This window comes from Mesorhizobium sp. B2-9-1 (genome assembly GCF_006439455.1).
Classification (GTDB): Bacteria; Pseudomonadota; Alphaproteobacteria; order Rhizobiales; family Rhizobiaceae; genus Mesorhizobium.
Map to the genome: position 1 here is coordinate 1 of NZ_VFTP01000006.1, position 22,224 is coordinate 22,224.

Consider the following 22,224-nt stretch of genomic DNA (forward strand, 5'->3'; position numbering starts at 1 on the left):
AACAGAGGGCAGACCTAGAAGCAAACTTCTTCGTCGCCAGCGGCGCACCGCCCTCGTTCGTGGGCCGTATATAGTCGGACCTCCCTCGACGCGTCAACACCGATTTCGAACTTTTTTGAATTTTTTGCGACGAATTTTTCGAACCACTTTTTCGATAGCCGACTGCCCTTGCGGCAGCCCCTGGGTTATCCGCGACGAGGCCCTATTGCCGCCGCATTGGGGCGTGAAACCGGCCCATGTAAGGAAGGCGCGCGCGTATATGCGAGGCTCGCCGACGACGGATGACAGGGCGCCCTGCGCAAGGGGGCGCATGATTGGGGATATCGGCCCCGGCCTGCCGCTTCGTTTGACTTCAACCGCCGTGACAGGCAATTGTCATGGCCACAACGACAACGACAAGCCGTTTCGCCTGGGGAAGAAGCAGCCTTTCTGGATGCCAGATACCGAAGAGGTCATAGCCGAACTCGGCAACGAGCCGCCGCTGATCGCGGACGGTCGCAGCGGTCCGCCCGACCGCCGCGAGGTCTCGGCGCGCTGGCTGTCGGGCACCTTTCTCACCGGCGTGACATCGAGCGTGTTGATGGGCGTCGCGTTGTTCGCCGCCCTTGACGGGCGCCAGCAATTGGCGACCCCGCCGGAAATCGCCGAGCTCATCGGTCTTGCCAGCGGCGGCGATGATTCCGGCGAGCAGGCAAAGACCACAAGGCTGGTAGCACCCCGCCAGATCGCCCGGGCGAAGGACCGGCGGCGCATGGAAGTGTCGATGGTCACCAAGGTCGGCGACCGTGACGTTATCCACACCATGCCCTTCGTGCAGATCAAGATGGCCCTGGCCGCCGGCCACACCACCAGCCGCCCTTATCCGCCGTTCGACCCGATGCAGGTGTTCGGCGACGACAGCGACGACAACGCGCAACCGGCAACGGCCGCCGCGGTCGCCGGTCAGATCTACGGCGCCAAGGTCGAAAGCGAGATGAGCCTGAAGACGGTCGATTTCCCGATCGAGACGGCCTCGTTCGACGAAAAAAGCGATCTCTCCGCCGACGAGGTTGAAAGGGTGGTGCGGGACGCCGGCACCGGCTTGAGCGACGGCGCCGTCCAGGTGGCAGCGCTGCACTATATCGATCCGCAGCGGTTCGGCGATGCCTTCGCGGAATCGATGGCCGGCTCCTATGACGTGAAGATCACGCAGGAAAATGTGTCGGTGGCGCCGCGCGCCACGCCGGACGACCAGACGCCTGCCTTCGCCGAGGAAATCATTCCCTTCACTAAGGATACCGATATCGCCGAGGCCTATGCCGATTCGGGCTATACCGGCGACGACGCCACCGGCATGGCGGAGGCCATCGCCAAGCTCTTGAACGCCCCCGCGCTGAAGGCCGGAACGGTGCTGCGCGTTGGCCTCGAGGTGCGCGGCGACATCGCCAAGGTCGTGCGCACCAGCGTCTACGACAAGACCACGCACATCGTCACCATAGCGCTCGACGACCGTGGCCAGTATGTGCCGGCGCAGGAGCCGGAGGCCAATCCCGAGCTTTTGACGGCGTTCGATGATTCGCAGCCCGTCGTGGTGCGTGGCAATCTGCCCAATGTCTATGACGGCATCTACCGCACCGCCTATTCCTACGGCATGTCGAAAGCGATGACGCAGAAGCTGATCAAGCTGCTCGCTTCCGACGTGGATTTCCAGTCGCGGCTCTCGCCTTCCGACCGTCTCGAAGTGCTGTTCTCCCAACCCGACGGCGACGACCAGGCCTCCGACGACTCCGAGCTTCTCTACGTCTCGTCGACCTTCGGCGGACAAACGCGCAATTTCTATCGCTTCCAGATGCAGGACGGCAGCGTCGACTATTTCGACGAGAACGGCAGCAGCGCCAAGCAGTTCCTGCTGCGCAATCCGCTGCCCAACGGGCGCTTCACCTCCGGCTTCGGCGCACGCCGGCATCCGATCCTTGGCTACGTCCGGATGCACACCGGCACCGACTGGGCAGCGCCGATCGGCACGCCGATCATCGCCGCCGGCAACGGCGTCGTCGAGAAGGCCGGCTGGGCCGGCGGCTACGGCAAGCAGATCATCATCCGCCACGCCAATGGCTACGAGACCTCCTACAATCACCAGAGCGCTTTCGCCAAAGGCATCGAGGAAGGCGTTCATGTCCGGCAGGGGCAGGTCATCGGCTATCTCGGCCAGACCGGCCTCTCTACCGGCCCGCACCTTCACTATGAGCTGATCGTCAACGGCACCAAGGTCGATTCGATGCGCGTGCGCCTGCCGGTCGGCAAGGTTTTGAAGGGCGACGATCTCGTCGCCTTCAAGAAAGAGCGCGAGCGCATCGACGATCTTCTGAAGCAGGAAGACGGCAACGCGCTGAAGGTTGCCAGCGCCAAGACTGATTCGCAGCTTCCGAACTAATCTTGCTCATCGCTTGTCTTTCGCGGCCAGGGCGATGCCTGTCCGGGAACCGTGAACCAGGCGGTGAGTGAAGACAACACGCAAAGCAGTGCCGTGATCGCCGCGACCGCGGCGAAAGCCGAATCGCTTGCCGCAATCCTGGCCGCTTCGATATTGGCGGCCAGTCCGGAGGCGGGCGGCTCGCCGAAACCGGGCACCCCGGCGGCATTGCCGGTCATCCGCGCGTAAACCCAGGCCGCCAGCGAGCCCATCGCCGCCACCGCGATCAGGCCGCCGACGCGCGATACCGCGTTGTTGATGCCGGAGGCGGCCCCGGTATCCTTGTCCTCGACGGACGTCATGACCGCGGTCGACAGCGGCGACACGACCTGCGCCATGCCAAGCCCCATCAGCGCCATTAGCGGAAAGGTGCCGATCCAGAAATCGTGGATGCCGAAACGGGTAAGCAAGGCAAGGCCGGCGAAGGCGATGGCGACGACCATGCTGCCGCTGGCGATCGGGAAACGCGGGCCTATGCGATCCGACCACTGGCCGACCGGTCCGGACAAAAGCGCGATCGACGCCGACAGCGGCACGAAGATGAAGCCGACCTCGGCCGCGCTCAGCCTCCAGCCGGCGATCAACAGCATCGGCAGGTAGAACAAATTGGCCGACAGCGCGAAATAAAGGAAAAATGTCGCCAGATTGGCGCCGGCAAAGGCCCTGATCCGGAACAGGCCGAGATCGATCATCGGGTCGCGCCGCCTGTGCTCGTAAAAGATGAAGACAACAAGCAGGACCACGCCGGCAACGATCGCCGGGCCCGACATCAACCCTGCGCCTTCGGCATTCATCGCCGTCAACCCGTAGGCGAGCAGGCCGAAAGCAAGCGTCGCCAGCGCCGCGCCGCCAAGGTCGAGGCTGCGTTTTTCGGTCGGCTTGTCGGCCGGCACCTTGGCCAGAAGCAGATAGATCGAGATCAGCCCAAGCGGCAGGTTGATGGCAAAGATCGCGCGCCAGACGCCATTGCCGAAAGTCGAGAGCACGAAGCCGCCCAGCACGGGACCGAGCGCCGTGGTCAGCGCCGAAGCGGCGGCCCAGATGCCGATCGCCCGGCCGCGCTCCTTCTTCGGATAGGCTTTGGCGATAATGGCCAGGCTGCCCGGCACCATGATCGCCGCACCGATGCCCTGGATGGCGCGGAAGGCGATCAATATAGCCGGATCGGGCGCCAGCGCGCAGGCGAGCGAAGCCGCGACGAACAGCGCGATCCCGACCACGAAGGCGCGCCGCAGTCCGAACCGGTCGCCGGCAGCGCCCCCCACCAGGATGAGCGCCGACAGCGTCAACGCATAGGCGTTGGAAATCCACTGCGCTTGCGCCAGGCTGGCGCCGAGATCCGCGCGCAGCGCCGGCATGGCGATCGCCAGGATCGAACCGTCGATGAAGCCGAGCGCAGAGGCGAGGATCGCAGCGACCAGCACGAATTTTCGCCGGGTCTGAGGACAAAACGTGCCGTTCGCCCGCACGGGCGAATGCGAATCGGCAGTGGTTTCATTCGCTGATGACATCGGATCCCTGCTTAGCCCCCTCGCGCGGGCGCAACAACAAGCCAGAGCATCGCTGTTCTTGAAACCAGATGACAGAGCATGATGCCGAAAAGTGTGAAGCGGTTTTCGGACGACATCATGCTCTCTCTTCTTGATTCAGGACCGGATGGCGAGGTGGGCTCAATCCTGATGCAAACCGCCAATGACGTGCTAGGTTCCACCATCATCGTGAGAGGGGGAAGCCATGAAGCGGCCGCTCGAACCGTCGGCGGAAGGACGCGGACGCATCGTCGGCGTGACCGACGGCGTTTTCGCCATCGCGCTGACCTTGATCGTGCTGGAGATCAGAGTGCCGTCGCATGAGGCGGTGCATTCGGAAGGCGAATTGCTCGCCGCGATCCTCGCATTGGCGCCGCGATTCCTGACTTATGCGCTGAGCTTCCTCACGCTCACCATCTTCTGGTTCGGACAGCAGGCACAGCATGGCCTGATCGCGAAATCGGACCGGCGGCTCGCGACGCTCAACCTGTGCTTCCTTGCCTTTATCGCGCTGCTGCCCTTCTCAACCGACCTTCTCGCCGATTTCCTGGCATTCAGGGGCGCGGTACTGGTCTACTGGCTGAACCTGCTGATGCTGGGCGCCACGCTGTACGCAAGCTGGTGGTATGCCGACAGGAACGGCATGATCGCCGAGGACGTCGATGCTGAAACACGCCGCACCGTCTACAAGCGGATCGTCAAGGCGCAGATCCTGTGGGCGGTCGGCGCGGCGCTTTGCCTGATCACGCCGCTGCTCAGCATAGGCTTCATCCTGCTGGTGCAGCTCATCTATGCCGCGGCGCCGCGCGCCTTACTGCTGCGTAAACTCATCGGTTGAGGTCCCGCCGACATCCGCGATTGTTGATCCGCCGACAAACTCCACCGTGACGCCCGGCGACACCACCTTGGCGAGTTCGCGCGCATCCCAGTTGGTCAGGCGCACGCAGCCATGGCTTTCGGTTTTGCCGATCTTGGAGGGATCGGGCGTGCCGTGGATGCCGTAGGTCGGCTTGTCGAGCGCGATCCACACCGAGCCGACCGGACCGTTCGGTCCCGGCGGGATGGTCAGGATCTTGTCGTTCTGGCCCTGCTTGAAATTTATGTTGGGATTGTAGGTATAGTTCGGGTCGAGCGCGATGCGCGACACCGTGTGGATGCCGGTGGGCGAGGGCGTGTCGGCCGAGCCGATCGTCGCGGGATAGGCCGCGACCAGCTTGCCGCCCACGTCGTAGGCGTAGACTTCCTTCTTGGTTTTGTCGGCGACGATGCGCGCCACCGGCGTCGACACCAGCTTGCCGAAATTGGCGACCTTGATCATCGTGCCCGGGCGATTGAAGTCCACGCCCTTGTTGATCGACTTCAGGTAGGTCTCGTCCATATGGAAGCGCTCGGCCAGCGCTTCGGTGACCGAGGTGTAGCCCATACGATCGAGCTTGGCCTTCTGGCTGTAGTCTTCGGGGATCGAGGCGACGTAGGGACCGGCCGCATCCTCCGGCGTGATCGTATAGGAGGCAAAGGCGTCGCCGCCGGACTGGGCAAGCGCTGCCTGGATGCCGACCGCATCGGTCGATTTCAGATTGCTGCCGTTTATTTCGTTGTAGGCGGCCAGCGCCTTATCGACATTCGAGCCGAAACGCCCGTCGATCACGCCCGGCGAGGCGCCGCCGCGGTCGAGCAGCACCTGCAGCGCCGCAACGTCCTGGCGCACGCCGAGCGACAGCGACGGATCGACCGTGGCCTTGCCACCAGTGTTCGGCGGCAGTGCCGCCTGGGCATCCGGATTGGTCTGGAGCACTTCGCCCTGGCCCGGCTGCTCCGGATCGACCGACGCCTCGTTCAGCGGCTGGCGCTTGATTGTGTTGGACCTCGGCGCCTCCGGATAAGTGGTGGCATAGCCTTCATCGTTGTTGGGCGCCGGCGGATAGGCATCGACGGAATTGTCGTTGAGGTCATATTCGTCGACCGGCGGCGGGATGACCCGGCCATTTTCCTCGAGCTGCCGCCGGCGGAAGCGAGCCATGTCGTCGGGATTGTCGAGATAGTAGCGATCGTCGTCTTCGGCCGGCGCGCGGCCGAGTTCCTGCATGCGCATCTGCCGGCGAAGCGCGCGGCGGTCGAGCCTGCTGCCCGGCGGCTGGATGGCGATGACCTTGCCGGTGTCGGCATCGACCAGCACCCGATTACCCCTGGCGTCGTAGTAGATGTCGATATTGCCGTCCTGGGCCAGCATCAGCGCGCCGCGCTCAGCCGGGCGCGCAGACCGCGCACCATCCGCGCTCGGCATGGCGAACGCACTGGAAGACACCAGCCCGGCCGCGAGTGCCGAAAGGGAAAAGATCAAGCGCAGCATGGGGGTCAAGCTCTCCGGTCGACTCGGGCTTCCGGCGGCGAATCTTCGCCAGCAAAACCAGCTGCCCAGATTAAGGTTCCAACATGAACCGGGCATGAAGATGGCGGTTTTCCGGTACCTTGAGGAATATGAGCTCATGCAGGTCCCCAAGAATACGCGGCGGTTCCGGGGGACCGACATGCATCGAAACAAAAGCTAAGACGCATCGACTATATCCGTTTCAGCGCGAGGCGTTTTGGCCTGCGGCAAGCCCCAATTCCTTGCGTGCCTGTCTGGTCAGCTTGAGGACGACCAGGCGATGGCTCTCTCGCAGATAGTCCTCGAGCGCCGCATCATCCATGCTTTGGCTTGTCTGACGCTGGATCCATTTCATGCCGCGCGAGGCGAGATAGGGCGCCGGCCGGCAGCCCGGCTGATCTTTCAGCACGTCATAGGCCATCTCGGAACATTTGAAGGTGACGAAGAGCTCGCCGCCCTCGTTCCAGCCGCCGATGGCGAACACCTTGCCGCCGACCTTCCAGACATGGGCGCCGCCCCACTGAACGACATGCGTCGTGGCGGGCAATGAAGCGCAGAAGCCGTTGTAATCGTCGAGCTTCATGAAGTCCTTCGCGGTCATCCGAATCGGCAGCTGATTATGCGCAATCACTGCGAATAACAAAGCGCGCCGCACCATACGATGCGACGCGCTTCGCGTTCATTCAAGCTCGCCCGAAATCAGGCGGCGGCTTCCGTCGCCACCACGGTCGGCTTCGAGCGGAAGTTCAACCGGTCGGAGCCCGCCGTGACCTTGACGGTCGAACCGTCGAGAATCTCGCCGAGCAGGATCTTCTCCGCCAGCGGATCCTGCAGCTCCTTCTGCATCACCCGCTTCAGCGGCCTGGCGCCATAGGCCGGATCGTAGCCCTTCGACGCCAGCCACTCGATGGCGTCGTGATCCAGCGACAGCGCGATCTTGCGGTCGACAAGCAGGTTCTCCAGCCGCTTGAGCTGGATCTCGACGATGCGGTCCATGTCCAGCCGGCGCAGCCGGTGGAACAGGATCACCTCGTCGACGCGGTTGAGGAACTCCGGCCGGAACGAGGCCTTCACCACGCTCATCACCTCGTCGCGCACGGCGTCGACATCCTGGTCGTCGCTGAGATTGACCAGATACTCGGCGCCAAGATTGGACGTCATGATGATCAGCGTGTTGCGGAAGTCGACCGTGCGGCCCTGGCCGTCGGTCAGCCTTCCGTCGTCGAGCACCTGCAGGAGCACGTTGAACACGTCCGGATGCGCCTTCTCGATCTCGTCGAACAGCACGACCTGATATGGCCGGCGCCGCACCGCTTCGGTCAGCGCGCCGCCTTCCTCATAGCCGACATAGCCGGGAGGCGCGCCGATCAGCCGGGCGACGGAGTGCTTCTCCATGAACTCCGACATGTCGATGCGCACCAGCGCCGTCTCGTCGTCGAACAGGAAGCTGGCCAGCGCCTTGGTGAGCTCGGTCTTGCCGACGCCGGTCGGTCCGAGGAACATGAACGAGCCGATCGGCCGGTTCGGATCCTGCAATCCGGCGCGGGCGCGCCGCACTGCCTTGGACACCGCCTGCACGGCTTCGCCCTGGCCGACGACGCGCTTGCCGATCTCGTCTTCCATGCGCAAGAGCTTCTCGCGTTGCCCCTCCAGCATCTTGTCGACCGGAATGCCGGTCCAGCGCGACACGACATGCGCGACATGGTCGGGCGTGACCACCTCTTCCACCATGCCGGTCTTGCCGTCTTGCGCCTCGGCTTCCTTGAGCTTCTTCTCGAGTTCCGGGATCTTGCCGTAGGCAAGCTCGCCGGCGCGCTGGAACTCGCCCTTGCGCTGCGCGATCGCCAGTTCGTTGCGCGTCTCGTCGAGCTGCTTCTTCAGGTCGGCGGCAAGGCCAAGCTTCTGCTTTTCGGCCTGCCACTTGGTGGTCAGCTCGCTCGATTCCTCCTCGAGGTCGGCGAGCTCCTTCTCCAGCCGGGCAAGCCGGTCCTTCGAGGCCTCGTCCTTCTCGACCTTCAGCGCCTCGCGCTCGATCTTGAGCTGCATGATGCGGCGGTCGATCTCGTCCAGCGCCTCAGGCTTGGAATCGACCTGCATGCGCAGCCTGGACGCCGCTTCGTCGACCAGGTCGATCGCCTTGTCGGGAAGGAAGCGGTCGGCGATGTAGCGGTTGGAAAGTGCGGCCGCCGACACCAGCGCGGAATCGGAGATGCGCACCTTGTGGTGCTGCTCGTATTTCTCCTTCAGGCCGCGCAGGATCGAAACCGTGTCTTCCACCGTCGGCTCGTCGACGAAGACGGGCTGGAAACGGCGGGCAAGCGCGGCATCCTTTTCGACATGCTTGCGGTATTCGTCGAGCGTGGTCGCGCCGACGCAGTGCAATTCGCCGCGCGCCAGCGCGGGCTTCAACAGGTTCGAGGCGTCCATCGCGCCGTCCGCCTTGCCGGCGCCGACCAGCGTGTGCATCTCGTCGATGAACAGGATGATGTTGCCGCTGGCCGAGGTTACCTCGTTGAGCACGGCCTTCAGCCGCTCCTCGAACTCGCCGCGATATTTGGCGCCGGCAATTAGCGCGCCCATGTCGAGCGCCATTAATTGCTTGTCCTTCAGCGATTCCGGCACGTCGCCATTGACGATGCGCAGCGCCAGGCCCTCGGCGATCGCCGTCTTGCCGACGCCCGGCTCGCCGATCAGGACGGGATTGTTCTTGGTGCGCCGCGACAGCACCTGGATGGTGCGGCGGATCTCGTCGTCGCGGCCGATGACCGGATCGAGCTTGCCGGCGCGGGCGTCGGCGGTGAGGTCGCGCGCGTATTTCTTAAGCGCGTCATAGCCCTGCTCGGCGCTGGCCGAATCGGCGGTGCGGCCCTTGCGGATGTCGTTGATGGCCTGGTTGAGCGCCTGCGCGGTGATGCCTGCCTTGGACAGGATGTCGGCGGTCTTGGCCGACCTCTCCATGACAAGCGCCTGCAGCAGCCGCTCGACGGTGACGAAGCTGTCGCCGGCCTTCTTGGCCAGGTCCTCGGCGGTTGAGAACACCTTGGCGAGCGGTTGGGCGAGGTAAAGCTGGCCGTTACCGCCTTCGACCTTGGGCATCGCCTCCAGCGCCGTTTCGACGCCGAGCTTGACGTCGCGGACATTGCCGCCGGCGCGCTCGATCAAGGATGCGGCGAGGCCCTCGTCATCGTCGACGAGCACCTTCAGTATATGTTCGGGCGTGAATTGCTGGTGGTTGCGCGACAGCGCCATGGTCTGCGCGGACTGGATGAAGCCGCGCACGCGCTCCGAGTATTTTTCAAGATTCATTCGCTGTCTCCTTCCATCACCGGCCCGCTTTGCGGCACCGGATCAGATTGCGGTGACGGACCCGCTCAAAAGAGCCGAGCCCTGTTCAGCGCAGATATGGTGTATTGGCCACGGTCCCTCAAGACGCCTTGATGTCGATCAATGCAGAATATTCCCAGGCGCGCATGTACAAAAACGGCGGAGATTTCTCTCCGCCGTCAGCGATGCTTGAATTGGCGTCTGGATCAGTTGTTTACGTCGGCAGCTACGGGCTCGCCGGGAGCTTCGTTGACAACAGGTGCCGGCTCGCTGGCGGCAGGCTCCCTCGCCTCGTTCGCCTCTTCGGCCGGCTTGGCGCCGACCTCGTCGCCACTGTTCGCCGCGTTGCGCGTTTCGCCTGAACTTTCAGGACCGGAACCTTCCGGGCTCGAGCCCTCCGGCCGGTCGCCCTGCCCGCCACCGGCCTGGTCGGCATAGCTGCCGCGGGGACGCCGCGGACGCCGCGGACGGCGGCCGCCATTGTCCTGGGCGGCTTCGTTGAGCTCGGCCTGTGCGGCAAGGGCAGCCGGCGAGAAACTGTCGAACTGCGGCGCCTGCACGGCCTGTGAACCAGCCTCGCCGGTCGCCTCGGGCTGCGCCTGTCCCTCATTGCGGCGGTTCTGGTCGAACTGCTGGCCGCCCTGCTCGCCGCGCTGGGCGTTTTCGCCACGCTGACCGTTCTGGCCATACTGGCCGCCGCCGTTGCGGCGGTCACGATGCCGGTCGCGGCCATTGTTGTCGCGCTGGTTGTTGTCGCGACGGCTGTTGTTGTCGCGGCCGTTTTCCTGGTTGTAGGCGAGTTCCGCCGGCGTGCCTTCGATCACTGGCTGCGGGCCGGAGCCGTTCGCTGTGCCCGGCGCATCGGCGCCATTGCCGCTGTTGTTGCCGATATTGTCGAACTCCTCGCGATCCTCGTCCATATCGTCGTCGAAATCGTCGCGATTCTGCTGGGCGTTCTGGATCGGCATCTGCGCCTGCGCGGCGGCAATGATGCGATTATAGTGCTCGGCGTGCTGGAGGTAGTTCTCCGCCATAACCCGGTCGCCGGAGCTTTGCGCGTCGCGGGCGAGTGTGGCGTATTTCTCGGCGATCTGTTGAGCCGATCCGCGGATTTTCACGTCCGGGCCGTTGCTTTCGTAGTTGCGGGTCAGGGGGTTTGGCCCCTTGCGGTTGTTGTTGTTGCCACCGCCGCCATTGTTGTTGCGACCGCGCATGCGCCTGTTCTGCTGTTGTGGCCTCATTAGACTCTCTTCATAGTGAATTTTCGAAAAACTCTTCACGAACGGTGGCGCTCATGCAGCCAGCCGTTTCGTCTCTTCACCGGCGTTCGCCCGCATCAATTGCGTTGGCGCCACGTGCCATCCTGTCCCGGTTACATCACTTGCCGGATGATTCCCGCACGAAGCTTGGGCGTCGTTTGCGCAAGAAGGCAGCTATTTCCAAGGAAAACCGAATCGCTGGGAGCACTGCCTGCTTCGTCTCATCCGGTTGAGCCGGACCCTAACTGCATTCCCCGGTATTGCCAAGCGGTTTTTTCGCACTGCATCAGGGCTTTCAACGCTCGAACACCAGAACTCTGTCATTGCCAGCAAGATCGCGATGTGACCCGGTTAACACATAGCCGGCTGCCGCGAATATCCCGGTGACTTCGTTTTTCTGCGTATGGCCGATCTCGACCGCTACCTTGCCTTGCGCTTGCAGAAATTCCGCCGCTTCAGCGGCAATGACCCGATAGGGGCCCAAACCGTCCGCACCACCGTCGAGGGCCCGGTGCGGGTCGAAATCGCGGACCTCGTCCTGCAGATTTCCAATGTCTCGACTGGGTATATAGGGAGGGTTCGAGGCAATTACATGGTAGTGGCCCGAAACTTTTTCGAACCAGTTGGAATGCAAGGCTTTGAAGCGTTCGCCGAGCCCTAGGGCCCGGGCGTTTCCGGCCGCAACCGCCAATGCGCCGAGCGAAATGTCGACGCCCGTCGCGGTGGCCGCCGGAACGGCGCTGAGCAGCGCCAGCGCGATGGCGCCGGTGCCCGTGCCGAGATCGAGAATGCGGCATTCGCCAAGCCTGTCGGCCGTCGCCCGCGCAAAGGGCAGGACGGCGTCGACCAGCGTCTCGGTGTCCGGCCGGGGCTCCAGCGTCTCCGGCGAAAGCGACAGGCGCAAACCGTAGAATTCGCGGTAGCCGAGGATACGGTGCACCGGCTCGCCTGCGACGCGACGCCTCAGGGCCGCTTCGATGGCCGAAAGCGCCGCCGAACCCACCTCTTGTCCCGGTTCGGCGATGGCCTGGATACGGGTCGTGCCCGAGAAATGCTCGACGATCAGCCGCGAATCGAGCGCCGGATCGTCGATGGCGGCTATGGCCAGACGCTCGCGCGCTGCCCTGAGCAGCGGTCCGAGCGCGGCGGGCAGTCGATCAGCCATCGAGGCTCATATCGGCAAGCAGCTTCGACTGATGGTCGGCGATCAGCGCGCCGACGATCTCGTCCAACTCGCCCATCATCACCCGGTCGAGCTTGTAGAGCGTGAGGTTGATGCGGTGGTCGGTGACACGGCCTTGCGGGAAATTGTAGGTGCGGATGCGCTCCGAGCGGTCGCCCGAGCCGACCTGCGATTTTCGCGACGACGAGCGCTCCTCATCCGCGCGGCTGCGCTCGAGATCGTAGAGTCGGGCCCTCAGGATCTGCATGGCGCGCGCCCGGTTCTGGTGCTGCGACTTTTCCGCCTGCACCACCATGATGCCGGTCGGCAAATGGGTGATGCGAACCGCCGAATCGGTGGTGTTGACGTGCTGGCCGCCCGAGCCGGAGGCCCGCATCGTGTCGATGCGGATGTCCTCCGCCCGGATTTCGATATCGACCTCCTCGGCCTCGGGCAGCACGGCGACGGTCGCGGCCGAGGTGTGGATGCGCCCGCCGGCTTCGGTTTCCGGCACGCGCTGCACGCGGTGCACGCCGGATTCGAACTTCAGATGCGCGAACACGCCCTTGCCCGACACCGCGGCGATAATTTCCTTGTAGCCGCCGACCTCGCCCTCGCTCGCCGATACCACCTCGAAGCGCCAGCCGCGCGAGGCGGCATAGCGCTCATACATGCGAAAGAGATCGCCGGCGAACAAGGCCGCTTCGTCGCCGCCGGTGCCGGCGCGGATTTCGAGGATGGCGTTCCTCTCGTCGGCCGCATCCTTGGGCAGCAGCAGGATCTGGATGTCCCTCTGCAGCGTCTCGATGCGGCTCTCGACCTCAGGCAGGTCCGCCTCGGCCAGCGCGCGCATATCGGCATCGGTCGCTTTGTCGGCAAGCATCGCCTCGAGATCCGCCTGCTCCTGCTCGGCGGCGCGCAGCGCCCGGATCTTGCCCACCATCTCCTGGATGTCGGCATATTCCGAAGCCATCTTCACATATTGATCGGCGGCGGGTCCGGCCGCCATCTGCGCCTCGAGCATGTCGAAACGCTTGACGACTTGATCCATGCGGTCGCGGGGCAGGTTGATCATGATCTTCGAACTTCGATGGAATTCACGTCAGGGCGAGTCGAAAATGGGGAGTTTCGAGAACCGGAGCGGAATGTACATTTAGGTACATGAGCACCGGCCTACGCCGGCCATAGCCTTAATTTAGCTGCCGCGCCACTCACGAATGCTTCGGCCGGCGAAGGCCGGAAGCGCAGAAAATCGCCATTTGCAGACCGCCCTCACGTGAATCTAGAGCGGAATCGAACGATCGTCTGCAAAGGCCTGAAGCAAGGCTCGCATCGGCAATTTCTGGCTGGGCGCCATTAGATTGTCGTCGAAAAAGGCCTTCAGTTCCTGCAGCGGCAGCTCGGTCAGCATCGCCTTGACCGGGCCGATCGAGGCCGGCGACATCGAGATCGAGCGGAAGCCCAGGCCGATCAGCGCCATGGCGGAGATCGGCTTGCCGGCCAGTTCGCCGCAGAGCGTCACCGGCGTGTCGTTGCGCACACCGGCATCGGCAATCGTCTTCAGCACCCGCAGGAACGGCGTCGACAGGTTGTCGAAGCGGTCGGCGAGCTGGGTATTGCCGCGATCGACGGCCATGACGAACTGGAAGAGGTCGTTGGAGCCGACCGAAACGAAATCCACCGCCTTCATCAATTCGTCGAGCTGGAACAGCAGCGACGGCACCTCCAGCATCGCGCCGAGCTTGAGGCTGGTGGGCAGGTGATGCGCAAAGCGCGACAGATGCCGGACCTCGCGGTCGATGATCTCGCGCGCCTGCGCGATTTCCGACAGCTCGGTGACCATCGGCAGCATCAGCTTCAGCTCGCGGCCGCCGCTGGCCTTCAGCAGCGCCCGTATCTGCGTCCTGAGCAGGCCGGGACGGTCGAGGGTGAGCCGGATCGCCCGCCAGCCCAGCGCCGGGTTCTCTTCCTGCACCGCGCCCTTGAAATAGGGCAGCACCTTGTCGCCGCCGATGTCGATGGTGCGGAAGGTGACGGGCTTGCCGCGCGCCGCCTCGAGCACGTCGCGATAAAGCCGTTCCTGCGCCTCGGCGCGGGGGAAGGTCGAGGCGACCATGAACTGCAGCTCGGTGCGGAACAGTCCGATGCCGGCGGCGCCCGATTCGGTCAGCTGCGGCAGGTCGACAGCAAGGCCCGCATTCATCAGGAGATCGACCGGAACCCCGTCCTTGGTCAGCGACGGCTTCTTGCGCAGCTCGCGATAGACCTCCTGCCGCCGCGCCCTGAAGCGGACTTTTTCGGCATAGGCGGCTTCCAGGTCGGATTGCGGCCTGAGATGGATGGTGCCTTCTTCGCCGTCAACGATGATGGCGTCGCCGTTTTCCGCCATGGAAACGGCGCCCTTCATTTGTCCGGCGACGGGAATGCCCATGGCGCGCGCGACGATCACGACGTGGCTGGTGGCAGCGCCGTCCTCCAGCACCAGGCCGCGCAGCTTGTCGCGCGGATAGTCGAGCAGCTCGGCCGCGCCCATCGAGCGGGCGACGATGATGGCGTCCTTGGGCAGCGAGGCCGCGACATCTTCCGGACCGCGTCCCATCAACTGGCGCAGCAGCCGGTTGGCAAGGTCGTCGAAATCGCTCATGCGCTCGCGCAGATAAGGGTCGGTCATGTGCAGCATGCGGGCGCGCATGTCGCTCTGCACCTTTTCGACGGCGGCTTCCGCCGTCAGGCCGTTGCGGATCGCCTCTTCCAGCCGCCGCACCCAACCGCTGTCGTTCGCGAACATGCGATAGGCCTCGAGCACCTCGCGGTGCTCGCCCTCGAACGCGACCTCGCGCCGTTCCAGCATGTCGTCGATGGAGAGCCGGAGCGAGCCGAGTGAGGACTGCAGCCGGCGCACCTCCTCCTCGCTGTCCTCGTTGAAGAGGTTGGTGACGACGATGCGCGGCTCGTGCAGCACGACATGGCCGAGCCCGACACCCTCATTGAACGAAAGGCCGGTGAAGCTCACCGGGCGGCGCAGGTCGAGCTCCAGCCCCGGCTTGGTCAGGCGGGCGAGATCGCCGGTGGCGATCATCTCGGCGATCACCATCGCCGTCGTTTCCAGCGCCTCGACCTCGTCGTCGCGGTAATGGCGCATGGTCTTGTTCTGCACCACCAGCACGCCCAGCGTGCGCCCTGCCCTCAGCACCGGCACGCCGAGGAAGGAGTTATAGATCTCTTCGCCCGTTTCCGGCAGGTAGGCGAAAGCCGGATGCTCCTGCGCGTTGGAGAGGTTGAGCGGTCGCGCGCTGGCGGCAATCGTGCCGACCAGGCCCTGCCCGAGCCGCAGCTGCGCCAGGTGGACGGCGTTGGGGTTCAGACCCTCGGTGGCGTAGAGCTCGAGCACCGAATCCGCGCGCAGCACATAGAGCGAGCAGACTTCGGCGACCATGTTGGAGGCGATGTCGCGCACGATGCGGTCGAGCCGCTCCTGCGGCTCCAGCGGCTCCTGCATGAGCTCGCGAAGCCGTTTGAGCAGAACGCGCGGGCCACTGGCCGTATCACGCATCGCGGCTTGTTCTCCAATGGGCATTTCGCCCGCCGCAGTTTCTCCTGCGGCCGGCGCTCACGCAACAACTGACTCAGTTCTTGCTATTGCTTATCGAGCCCGTAGACGGAATGCAAAGTACGAACTGCAAGTTCCGTATAGGGACCGTCGATCAGTATCGAGATTTTGATCTCGGACGTGGTGATGGCGCGGATGTTGATCGCCTTGTCGGCCAGCGCCTTGAAGGCGGTGGCGGCGACGCCGGCGTGGCTCCTCATGCCGATGCCGATGACCGAGACCTTCGACATGCCGGCTTCCGACTGGACGACGTCGTAGCCGACATCGGGTTTCAGCCTCTCCAGCACCGCAAGCGCCTTGTCGACGTCGCCGGACGGCACGGTGAAGGTCATATCGGTGAACTTGCCGTCCTCGGAGATGTTCTGGACGATCATGTCGACATTGATGTTGGCTTCGGCCAGCGGGCCGAAGATGCCGGCGGCAACGCCTGGACGGTCGCCGACGCGGCGCAGCGAGATCTGCGCTTCGTCCTTGGCGTAGGCAATTCCGGTGACGACCTGCTGTTCCACGATCTCTTCCTCGTCGCAAATAAGCGTTCCGGGCGGATTGAGCAAATCCCCCATTCCGGGCGCGTCGGGATCGTCGAAGGACGACCGCACGAAGGTACGCACCCTGTGTACCATGGCAAGCTCGACCGAGCGCACCTGCAGCACCTTGGCGCCGAGCGAAGCCATTTCGAGCATTTCCTCGAACGAAATCTTGGCCAGCCGACGGGCCTTCGGCTCGATGCGAGGGTCGGTCGTATAGACGCCGTCGACATCCGTATAGATGTCGCAACGGTCGGCCTTGACGGCAGCGGCGATCGCCACGGCGCTGGTGTCGGAGCCGCCGCGGCCGAGCGTCGCGATGCGGTTGTCCGGGCCGATGCCCTGGAAACCGGCGATGACGGCCACCTGGCCCTCGCCGAAGCGCTTGATCAGGAAGGCGCCGTCGATATCGAGGATGCGCGCCGCGCCATGCGCATTGTCGGTCTTGATCGGGATTTGCCAGCCCTGCCAGGACCGTGCATGGATGCCCATGTTCTGCAGCGTGATTGCCAGGAGACCGGCGGTAACCTGCTCGCCCGACGCGACAACGGCGTCATATTCGCGCGCGTCGTGCATGGGCGAGGCTTCGCGGGTCCAGCCGACCAGCTCGTTGGTCTTGCCGGCCATCGCCGAGACCACCACGGCAACCTCGTGGCCGGCATCGACCTCACGCTTGACATGGCGCGCCACGTTGCGGATGCGGGCGATGTCGGCGACCGAGGTTCCGCCGAATTTCATCACGATACGCGCCATGGAAGCGAAATGCCTTTGACTGAAGCCGGCTCGAGCCCGGAACGAGAGGAAACGCCGGGTAAGCCCGGCGCCGGAATGCGCGGCCTCCTTAGCCAAAACAGCAACGCTTCGCAAGCGAGCGCGGCCATGAGCGGCCCGGCACCACCTCTACTGACAGAATCTTGCCGCCGATCATGCCATAAGACTGGCGAAACGGCCCGTTGGAGAGTCTCATGACTGAAACCCTGGAAATCGTCACTTTCCGCCTCAAGCCCGGCGCCGAAGCCGGCTTTGTCGCCAGCAACGGCGTCATCACCGACTGGCTTGCCCGGCAGCCGGGCTTCCTCAGCCGGCATCTCGGCCGGCGCGAGGATGGAAGCTGGGTGGATGTCGTGCGCTGGCAGAGCATGGAACAGGCCCAGGCGGCGGCCGGCCGCATCATGGCCGAGATCGGCGGCAGCGAAGCCGTGCAGGCGATCGAGCCGGCCAGCGTCGCTATGAACCATGCGACGATCGCGCTGTCGCGTTGATCGCGACATTGCCGGTCGCGCAGCCGCGGCTCAGGCAGCGCTTCGCCACAGGCCGGGATAGTCGAGAACGAAACCGGCCGGCGAGACCGTCAGGACGGCATCGTAGCTGTACACGGGCGCGGCATAAGCATAGCGGCTGTCGTCGAGCCGCCGGTAGGTCTGTTCGAGACGCGAGAGCCTGAGTTCAGGAAAGGCCAGATAGGCGGCCGGCGCCGGCGCCCCCATGCCGGCGCCAAGCTCGAGCCGACGGATCGCCAGAAGGTTGGTGGCGGGCGTGAAGCCGAGATCGACGTCGACGAGGCCGGCAACCTCCGCCTGGCTTGCACCGTTCAGCAGCCACTGGCCGCCGGCAAGACGTTCAATCCGATAATGCATCTCCCGAATGCCGCAAAAGCCGTCGACCCGCGCCCTGCGGGTACGCCAGCTCAGGTCGCAATCCACCTCATAGGCAAAGCCGCACGGACCGGCGTCGTGGACGAAAAGCGCATGGCCCTTGAGGGTCCGGCTGTCATCCGTCTCGCCAAGCAGGCAAGCGTCGTGCCCCTCCAGGTCGAGCCGTTGCCAAAGGATCGAAGCCAGAATTCGCATTTTCGCACACTCCCGTCTCGGTCTCGCTCCCTGTCGATGACAGCCTTTCGTTCGCCCATCCGATTTGTTTCGGCAGCGCGGCAACCAAGCTGCCAGGTGCTGACAGAACGCGGCCTGATGCATCGACAAGGTTGGGCCTGCGGGCGGTCTGACGTCAGCAGCAAAAAACCCGCCTTGACATTCCCTCCCCCGCGCCCGACTTCCTAGCGTTCCCCGACTTCTTGGCGTTCGAGGAGACCCGCCTATGCCAGAGCCCCGCCGATCGACCATCGATGCCGGAGAAGTGGAACGCTTCTCCGCCCTTGCCGCCGAATGGTGGAACCCGAATGGCAAGTTCCGTCCGCTGCACAAGTTCAATCCGGTGCGGCTTGCCTATATCCGCGATCAGGTTGCAGCCCGTTTCGGCCGCGATCCGCGCGCGGCGCGGCCCTTCGATGGCCTGCGCTTCCTCGACATCGGTTGCGGGGGCGGTTTGCTGTGCGAGCCGATGGCCAGGCTTGGCGCCGAAGTGGTCGGCGCCGATGCTTCCGCAACCAACATCGAAGTGGCGAAGCTGCATGCGGCGGAGGCCGGCGTCAGCGTCGACTACCGCGCCACCACGGCCGAGGCGCTGGCCGATGCCGGCGAAACCTTCGATGTCATCCTGAACATGGAAGTGGTCGAGCATGTCGCCGATGTCGACCTGTTCGTTGCCAAATGCGGCCAGATGGTCCGCCCCGGCGGCATCATGTTCGTCGCCACCATCAACCGCACGCTGAAGGCGCTCGGCCTTGCCATCATCGGCGCCGAATATCTGCTGCGCTGGCTGCCGCGCGGCACGCATCAGTTCGGCAAGCTGGTCCGTCCGGAGGAGCTTGCGAAGGCGCTGGGCGCCGCCGGGCTCACGGTGGTCGACCGCACCGGCGTCATCTATCATCCGCTGGCCGACCGCTGGCAGAAGTCCAGGGACATGGACGTCAATTACATGGTGCTGGCGGAGAAAGCTTCGGTCTGAACGGCAGCAAGCCGGCCCGCCCGCTTCACGCCTCCAGTGGGCGCCGGCAAGGAGGACTAGCTGCGGAACGCCGCCGGCTCGACCCGGACCGGCGCCGGCGCGCCGGCCTGGCTTTGCGCCTTGGTCGTGATGAACACGCCGACGGTGATGATGGCGGCGCCCAGCCAGGTCAGAAGCTGGTAGTGCTCGCCGAGGAAGATCGTGCCGGCGAACAGGCCGACGGCCGCCGCTACATAGCCGATCTGGCTGAGATAGACCGGGCCGCCGACCGCCTGCAGGCGGAAGAAGAAGGCGAACATCGCCGAGGCCGACGCTACCTGGCCGACGACCACGAGCGGCACGCCGCCGAGCGGAATGAAGGCTTGCCCGCCCAGAAGCGTCGAAATGCCGATGAGGAGCAGCGTGGCCGACGCCAGGTGACTGCCGACCGCCAACTCGATCGGGCCCGTGCCTTGCGGCCAGTCGACGGTGCGGTAGATGTTGCCGGCGGCAAGGCTGACCGGGATGAGCAGCCCGATCGCCACCCAGAAATAGTCGGCCGGCTGCCCCGCTTCGCCGCGCGTCAGCGCGACCATCGCCGCGCCGACAAAGCCGACGGCGATGCCGATGACCCCGAGCAGATTGGGGCGCCTGACACCGAGCACGATCGAGAACACCAGCGTGATCACCGGCGACAGGGTGAACATGATGCCGGTGTAGCCGGCGCCGAGATGCGGGATGGCCGAGAACATCAAAAGATTGGGAATGGCGTAGGAAATCGCGGCGGTGACGAAGAAATAGCGCAGCTTGTGCGGCGTCAGCCGGATGCGCTCGCCGCGCAGCAGAAGCGCCAGAAACAGCACGCCGCCTGCGCCCAGCGAGATGACGAAGGCCCAGACCATGGCCGGCACCCCGGCGGCGGTGGCGAGCTTGCCGAACGGCAGCGTCATGCCCAGCAGCCCGCCCGTCACGACCAGAAGCCAGATCGCTGAATCCCAGAGAAATCTCATTGGTTCGTCCTGTCGCTGCGAGACCGCTTGGCGGCCAGTTCTTCCTGCAGTAAGATAACGGAAAGATTCTTTATGTAAAGATACTTTGCGGTGAGCAACATGGATCGAGCGGGCAAAGCCATGGAACAGTGGCGACGGGAGCGGCCGGATCTCAACGTGTCGCCGATGGGTGTCATCGGGCGGCTGAACGAGGTCTCGGCGCTCATCGCCCGCGACCGGCTGGCGCCGGTCTTTGCCCGCTTCGGACTACAGTCCGGCGAATTCGATGTCCTGGCGACGCTGCGCCGTTCCGGCGCGCCCTATGCGCTGACGCCAACCGAGCTTTACGAGGCGACGATGGTGACGTCGGGCGCCATGACCGCACGCCTCGACCGGCTGGAGAAGGCCGGCCTGATCCAGCGCGCGCCGCACCCCAGCGACCGACGTGGCGTGGTTGTGCAATTGACCGGGAAAGGGCTCGATCTCATCAACGAAGCGCTTGCCGCCCACGTCGCCAACGAGCATGAAATCCTCGCCGGCCTGACACGCGAGGACCGGGAAGTGCTGGCGAAAGTGCTGGAAAAACTGATCGGAAGCTTGAGCTAGTCCCTGCTCAGTTCCGGTCGTCCGGAAAACTTGGGATCGGCATGAACTCGACGCCATCCTCGACGAGACTCCGCGCCTCTTCGGGCGTCGCTTCGCCGTAGATGCCACGCGGATCGGTCTCGCCGAAATGGATCTTGCGCGCTTCCTCGGCGAACTTGTCGCCGACATAATCGGCATTCTCGCGTACCTTCTCGGCCAGCGCCTTGAGCTGCGCCAGCGCCTGCTTCTGCGCCTCGCCAATGGCCAAAGCGACCTTCTCTCGGCTGCGGGACGTTGAGACGGCAGGCGCCATCAGCGCCTTCTCTATCCGGTGCGAGCCGCAGCGCGGGCAATCGACGAAACCGCGCTTCTTCTGGGTGTCGAAGTCGTCATTGCTGCGGAACCAGGCTTCGAATTCGTGCTCGTGTTCGCAGATCAGGGAAAACCGGATCAAGAGGCGGCACCCCTGAAACGCGGCGCTTCGCTTGTCCCGGCATTGACGGTGAAATCCCGCGCGTTCTTCAAATTGGGGATCTTGCGGCGCGCGGCAAGCGACTGCGCCGGATCGATCTCGGCGACAATCACGCCGGGCTCGTCATGCGCGGCCTCGGCGAGGACGCGCCCCCACGGATCGACGATCAGCGAATGGCCATAGGTTTCGCGCCCGTCCTCATGCAGGCCGCCCTGCGCGGCGGCGACGACATAGGCGCCGTTCTCGATGGCGCGGGCGCGCAGCAGCACATGCCAATGCGCCTCCCCGGTCTGGCGCGTGAAAGCGGCCGGCACCGTCAGCACCTCGGCCCCGGCCATCGCCTCGGCGCGAAACAGTTGCGGAAAGCGCAGGTCGTAGCAAACGGCAAAGCCCAGCCTCGTCCCCTCGATATCGGTCACGACCGCTTCCGTTCCCGGCTCGTAGGAGGCGGATTCACGCCAGCTCTCGCCATTGTCGAGGTCGACATCGAACATGTGGATCTTGTCATAAGCGGCGATCAGGGCACCGTCTGGCGAGAACAGGAACGCGCGGTTAGCGAGCTTGCCGTCGGCGCGCAGGATCGCCGTCGAGCCGACATGCAGATGAATGCCGAGCTCCTTCGCCAGCCTGCGCGCGGTCGCGACGACCACGTCCTTGTCTTCGGTGGTGAAGGCCGCCGCCCCCGCCTGCTTGTCGCGGATCAGCGCACCGGTCATTTCCGGCGTCTGGACGTAGGTCGCGCCCTGATGTGCGGCATCGCGGACCAGCCTTTCCATGTCGGCCGCATTGCTCTCCGGGCTGGTCCCCGAACGCATCTGCACCGCCGCCGCCTTGAAAACACCCATGATCAAGCCCTCGCTTCGTTGGCAAGCAGCACGTCCAGCCGCCCCTGCGACTCCAATTCATGGAGATCGTCGCAGCCGCCGACATGCGTATCGCCGATGAATATCTGCGGAAAAGTGGTGCGCCCATGCGCCCGAGAAATCATTTCCTGGCGCAATTTCGGCGAGAATGAAGCGTCGTGCTCGGTATAGGTCACACCCTTGCGCTCGAGCAACCGCTTGGCGGCCGTGCAATAACCGCACATCATGCGCGTATAGATCGTCACATCGACCATCAGCAAA

Annotated in this window: 19 protein-coding genes; 5 read left to right on the plus strand and 14 right to left on the minus strand. The window is 64.5% G+C overall.

Going from position 1 to position 22,224, the window contains the following annotated elements; genetic code table 11:
- Nucleotides 1–433 precede the first annotated feature (433 nt).
- The gene (locus FJW05_RS13535; protein WP_181164940.1) at nucleotides 434–2,413 is read left to right on the plus strand and encodes a M23 family metallopeptidase; all 1,980 of its coding nucleotides are present in this window, start codon (nucleotides 434–436) and stop codon (nucleotides 2,411–2,413) included.
- On the opposite strand, the gene FJW05_RS13540 is transcribed toward FJW05_RS13535, so the two are convergent.
- Complete coding sequence (locus FJW05_RS13540; protein ID WP_140632751.1) at nucleotides 2,410–3,963, minus strand: MFS transporter; 1,554 nt, start codon at nucleotides 3,961–3,963, stop codon at nucleotides 2,410–2,412. The genes FJW05_RS13535 and FJW05_RS13540 overlap by 4 nt on opposite strands.
- Before the next feature lie 223 nt (nucleotides 3,964–4,186).
- Between FJW05_RS13540 and FJW05_RS13550 the strand changes: the two genes are divergently transcribed.
- A complete protein-coding gene (locus FJW05_RS13550) occupies nucleotides 4,187–4,819 on the plus strand; it encodes a TMEM175 family protein (RefSeq protein ID WP_140543611.1) in 633 nt (210 codons plus the stop codon).
- Here FJW05_RS13550 and FJW05_RS13555 read toward each other — a convergent pair.
- The 8 genes from FJW05_RS13555 to FJW05_RS13590 form a co-directional block, all read right to left on the minus strand.
- A complete protein-coding gene (locus FJW05_RS13555; RefSeq protein WP_140632757.1) occupies nucleotides 4,793–6,331 on the minus strand; it encodes a L,D-transpeptidase family protein in 1,539 nt (512 codons plus the stop codon). The two genes, FJW05_RS13550 and FJW05_RS13555, sit on opposite strands and share 27 nt — an antisense overlap.
- A gap of 220 nt (nucleotides 6,332–6,551) precedes the next feature.
- Complete coding sequence (locus FJW05_RS13560) at nucleotides 6,552–6,932, minus strand: MmcQ/YjbR family DNA-binding protein (RefSeq protein WP_140632760.1); 381 nt, start codon at nucleotides 6,930–6,932, stop codon at nucleotides 6,552–6,554.
- A 116-nt stretch (nucleotides 6,933–7,048) separates the two neighbouring features.
- On the minus strand, nucleotides 7,049–9,655 hold the full coding sequence (gene clpB / locus FJW05_RS13565; RefSeq protein WP_140632763.1) for an ATP-dependent chaperone ClpB: 2,607 nt from the start codon (nucleotides 9,653–9,655) through the stop codon (nucleotides 7,049–7,051).
- Between the two features lie 224 nt (nucleotides 9,656–9,879).
- Complete coding sequence (locus tag FJW05_RS13570; RefSeq protein WP_246673412.1) at nucleotides 9,880–10,914, minus strand: DUF4167 domain-containing protein; 1,035 nt, start codon at nucleotides 10,912–10,914, stop codon at nucleotides 9,880–9,882.
- 313 nt (nucleotides 10,915–11,227) lie between these two features.
- Nucleotides 11,228–12,097 (minus strand): peptide chain release factor N(5)-glutamine methyltransferase, encoded by an 870-nt coding sequence (gene prmC / locus FJW05_RS13575; protein ID WP_140632765.1) that lies wholly within the window; start codon nucleotides 12,095–12,097, stop codon nucleotides 11,228–11,230.
- Nucleotides 12,090–13,169 carry a peptide chain release factor 1 gene (gene prfA / locus FJW05_RS13580; protein ID WP_140632768.1) on the minus strand — a complete coding sequence of 360 codons (1,080 nt, stop codon included), beginning with the start codon at nucleotides 13,167–13,169 and terminating at the stop codon, nucleotides 12,090–12,092. Before prfA ends, prmC begins: the two co-directional genes overlap by 8 nt.
- A gap of 207 nt (nucleotides 13,170–13,376) precedes the next feature.
- Nucleotides 13,377–15,647: a phosphoenolpyruvate--protein phosphotransferase gene (gene ptsP / locus FJW05_RS13585; protein WP_140632771.1), complete on the minus strand. Its 2,271-nt coding sequence runs from the start codon at nucleotides 15,645–15,647 to the stop codon at nucleotides 13,377–13,379.
- Nucleotides 15,648–15,730: 83 nt separating this feature from the next.
- Nucleotides 15,731–16,984: an aspartate kinase gene (locus tag FJW05_RS13590; protein WP_140632774.1), complete on the minus strand. Its 1,254-nt coding sequence runs from the start codon at nucleotides 16,982–16,984 to the stop codon at nucleotides 15,731–15,733.
- A gap of 212 nt (nucleotides 16,985–17,196) precedes the next feature.
- Between FJW05_RS13590 and FJW05_RS13595 the strand changes: the two genes are divergently transcribed.
- The gene (locus FJW05_RS13595) at nucleotides 17,197–17,493 is read left to right on the plus strand and encodes an antibiotic biosynthesis monooxygenase (RefSeq protein WP_140632777.1); all 297 of its coding nucleotides are present in this window, start codon (nucleotides 17,197–17,199) and stop codon (nucleotides 17,491–17,493) included.
- Between the two features lie 30 nt (nucleotides 17,494–17,523).
- Here the strand turns inward: FJW05_RS13595 and FJW05_RS13600 are convergent, their stop codons facing one another.
- Nucleotides 17,524–18,081 carry a putative glycolipid-binding domain-containing protein gene (locus FJW05_RS13600; protein ID WP_140632780.1) on the minus strand — a complete coding sequence of 186 codons (558 nt, stop codon included), beginning with the start codon at nucleotides 18,079–18,081 and terminating at the stop codon, nucleotides 17,524–17,526.
- A 244-nt stretch (nucleotides 18,082–18,325) separates the two neighbouring features.
- Here FJW05_RS13600 and ubiG point away from each other — a divergent pair, with 244 nt between their 5' ends.
- Nucleotides 18,326–19,075 carry a bifunctional 2-polyprenyl-6-hydroxyphenol methylase/3-demethylubiquinol 3-O-methyltransferase UbiG gene (ubiG, locus tag FJW05_RS13605; protein WP_140632783.1) on the plus strand — a complete coding sequence of 250 codons (750 nt, stop codon included), beginning with the start codon at nucleotides 18,326–18,328 and terminating at the stop codon, nucleotides 19,073–19,075.
- 56 nt (nucleotides 19,076–19,131) lie between these two features.
- On the opposite strand, the gene FJW05_RS13610 is transcribed toward ubiG, so the two are convergent.
- Nucleotides 19,132–20,064 (minus strand): DMT family transporter, encoded by a 933-nt coding sequence (locus FJW05_RS13610; RefSeq protein WP_140632786.1) that lies wholly within the window; start codon nucleotides 20,062–20,064, stop codon nucleotides 19,132–19,134.
- 99 nt (nucleotides 20,065–20,163) lie between these two features.
- On the opposite strand from FJW05_RS13610, the gene FJW05_RS13615 reads away from it, so the two are divergent.
- On the plus strand, nucleotides 20,164–20,649 hold the full coding sequence (locus FJW05_RS13615) for a MarR family transcriptional regulator (protein ID WP_140632789.1): 486 nt from the start codon (nucleotides 20,164–20,166) through the stop codon (nucleotides 20,647–20,649).
- A gap of 7 nt (nucleotides 20,650–20,656) precedes the next feature.
- Here FJW05_RS13615 and FJW05_RS13620 read toward each other — a convergent pair whose 3' ends face one another.
- From FJW05_RS13620 to grxC, 3 genes are read right to left on the minus strand one after another with little or no spacing between them, the layout of a single operon-like run.
- Nucleotides 20,657–21,082, minus strand: a complete 426-nt coding sequence (locus FJW05_RS13620; RefSeq protein WP_140632792.1) for a DUF1178 family protein — start codon at nucleotides 21,080–21,082, stop codon at nucleotides 20,657–20,659.
- Nucleotides 21,079–21,945 (minus strand): carbon-nitrogen hydrolase family protein, encoded by an 867-nt coding sequence (locus FJW05_RS13625; RefSeq protein ID WP_140632795.1) that lies wholly within the window; start codon nucleotides 21,943–21,945, stop codon nucleotides 21,079–21,081. The genes FJW05_RS13620 and FJW05_RS13625 overlap by 4 nt, the downstream gene beginning before the upstream one ends.
- A gap of 2 nt (nucleotides 21,946–21,947) precedes the next feature.
- Entirely contained in the window at nucleotides 21,948–22,217 is a 270-nt protein-coding gene (grxC, locus tag FJW05_RS13630; RefSeq protein ID WP_140543583.1) for a glutaredoxin 3, read from the minus strand.
- Between the last annotated feature and the right edge of the window lie 7 nt (nucleotides 22,218–22,224).

What these genes read in the sequence shown, in the direction of transcription:
- grxC (WP_140543583.1), bottom strand. Translation starts at nt 22,217, where the DNA reads ATGGTCGATGTGACGATCTATACGCGCATGATGTGCGGTTATTGCACG.
- FJW05_RS13560 (WP_140632760.1), bottom strand. Translation starts at nt 6,932, where the DNA reads ATGAAGCTCGACGATTACAACGGCTTCTGCGCTTCATTGCCCGCCACG.
- ubiG (WP_140632783.1), top strand. Translation starts at nt 18,326, where the DNA reads ATGCCAGAGCCCCGCCGATCGACCATCGATGCCGGAGAAGTGGAACGC.
- ptsP (WP_140632771.1), bottom strand. Translation starts at nt 15,647, where the DNA reads ATGCGTGATACGGCCAGTGGCCCGCGCGTTCTGCTCAAACGGCTTCGC.
- FJW05_RS13610 (WP_140632786.1), bottom strand. Translation starts at nt 20,064, where the DNA reads ATGAGATTTCTCTGGGATTCAGCGATCTGGCTTCTGGTCGTGACGGGC.
- FJW05_RS13570 (WP_246673412.1), bottom strand. Translation starts at nt 10,914, where the DNA reads ATGAGGCCACAACAGCAGAACAGGCGCATGCGCGGTCGCAACAACAAT.
- FJW05_RS13535 (WP_181164940.1), top strand. Translation starts at nt 434, where the DNA reads ATGCCAGATACCGAAGAGGTCATAGCCGAACTCGGCAACGAGCCGCCG.
- FJW05_RS13595 (WP_140632777.1), top strand. Translation starts at nt 17,197, where the DNA reads ATGACTGAAACCCTGGAAATCGTCACTTTCCGCCTCAAGCCCGGCGCC.
- prfA (WP_140632768.1), bottom strand. Translation starts at nt 13,169, where the DNA reads ATGATCAACCTGCCCCGCGACCGCATGGATCAAGTCGTCAAGCGTTTC.
- FJW05_RS13600 (WP_140632780.1), bottom strand. Translation starts at nt 18,081, where the DNA reads ATGCGAATTCTGGCTTCGATCCTTTGGCAACGGCTCGACCTGGAGGGG.
- clpB (WP_140632763.1), bottom strand. Translation starts at nt 9,655, where the DNA reads ATGAATCTTGAAAAATACTCGGAGCGCGTGCGCGGCTTCATCCAGTCC.
- FJW05_RS13625 (WP_140632795.1), bottom strand. Translation starts at nt 21,945, where the DNA reads ATGGGTGTTTTCAAGGCGGCGGCGGTGCAGATGCGTTCGGGGACCAGC.
- FJW05_RS13555 (WP_140632757.1), bottom strand. Translation starts at nt 6,331, where the DNA reads ATGCTGCGCTTGATCTTTTCCCTTTCGGCACTCGCGGCCGGGCTGGTG.
- FJW05_RS13550 (WP_140543611.1), top strand. Translation starts at nt 4,187, where the DNA reads ATGAAGCGGCCGCTCGAACCGTCGGCGGAAGGACGCGGACGCATCGTC.
- FJW05_RS13540 (WP_140632751.1), bottom strand. Translation starts at nt 3,963, where the DNA reads ATGTCATCAGCGAATGAAACCACTGCCGATTCGCATTCGCCCGTGCGG.
- prmC (WP_140632765.1), bottom strand. Translation starts at nt 12,097, where the DNA reads ATGGCTGATCGACTGCCCGCCGCGCTCGGACCGCTGCTCAGGGCAGCG.
- FJW05_RS13615 (WP_140632789.1), top strand. Translation starts at nt 20,164, where the DNA reads ATGGATCGAGCGGGCAAAGCCATGGAACAGTGGCGACGGGAGCGGCCG.
- FJW05_RS13590 (WP_140632774.1), bottom strand. Translation starts at nt 16,984, where the DNA reads ATGGCGCGTATCGTGATGAAATTCGGCGGAACCTCGGTCGCCGACATC.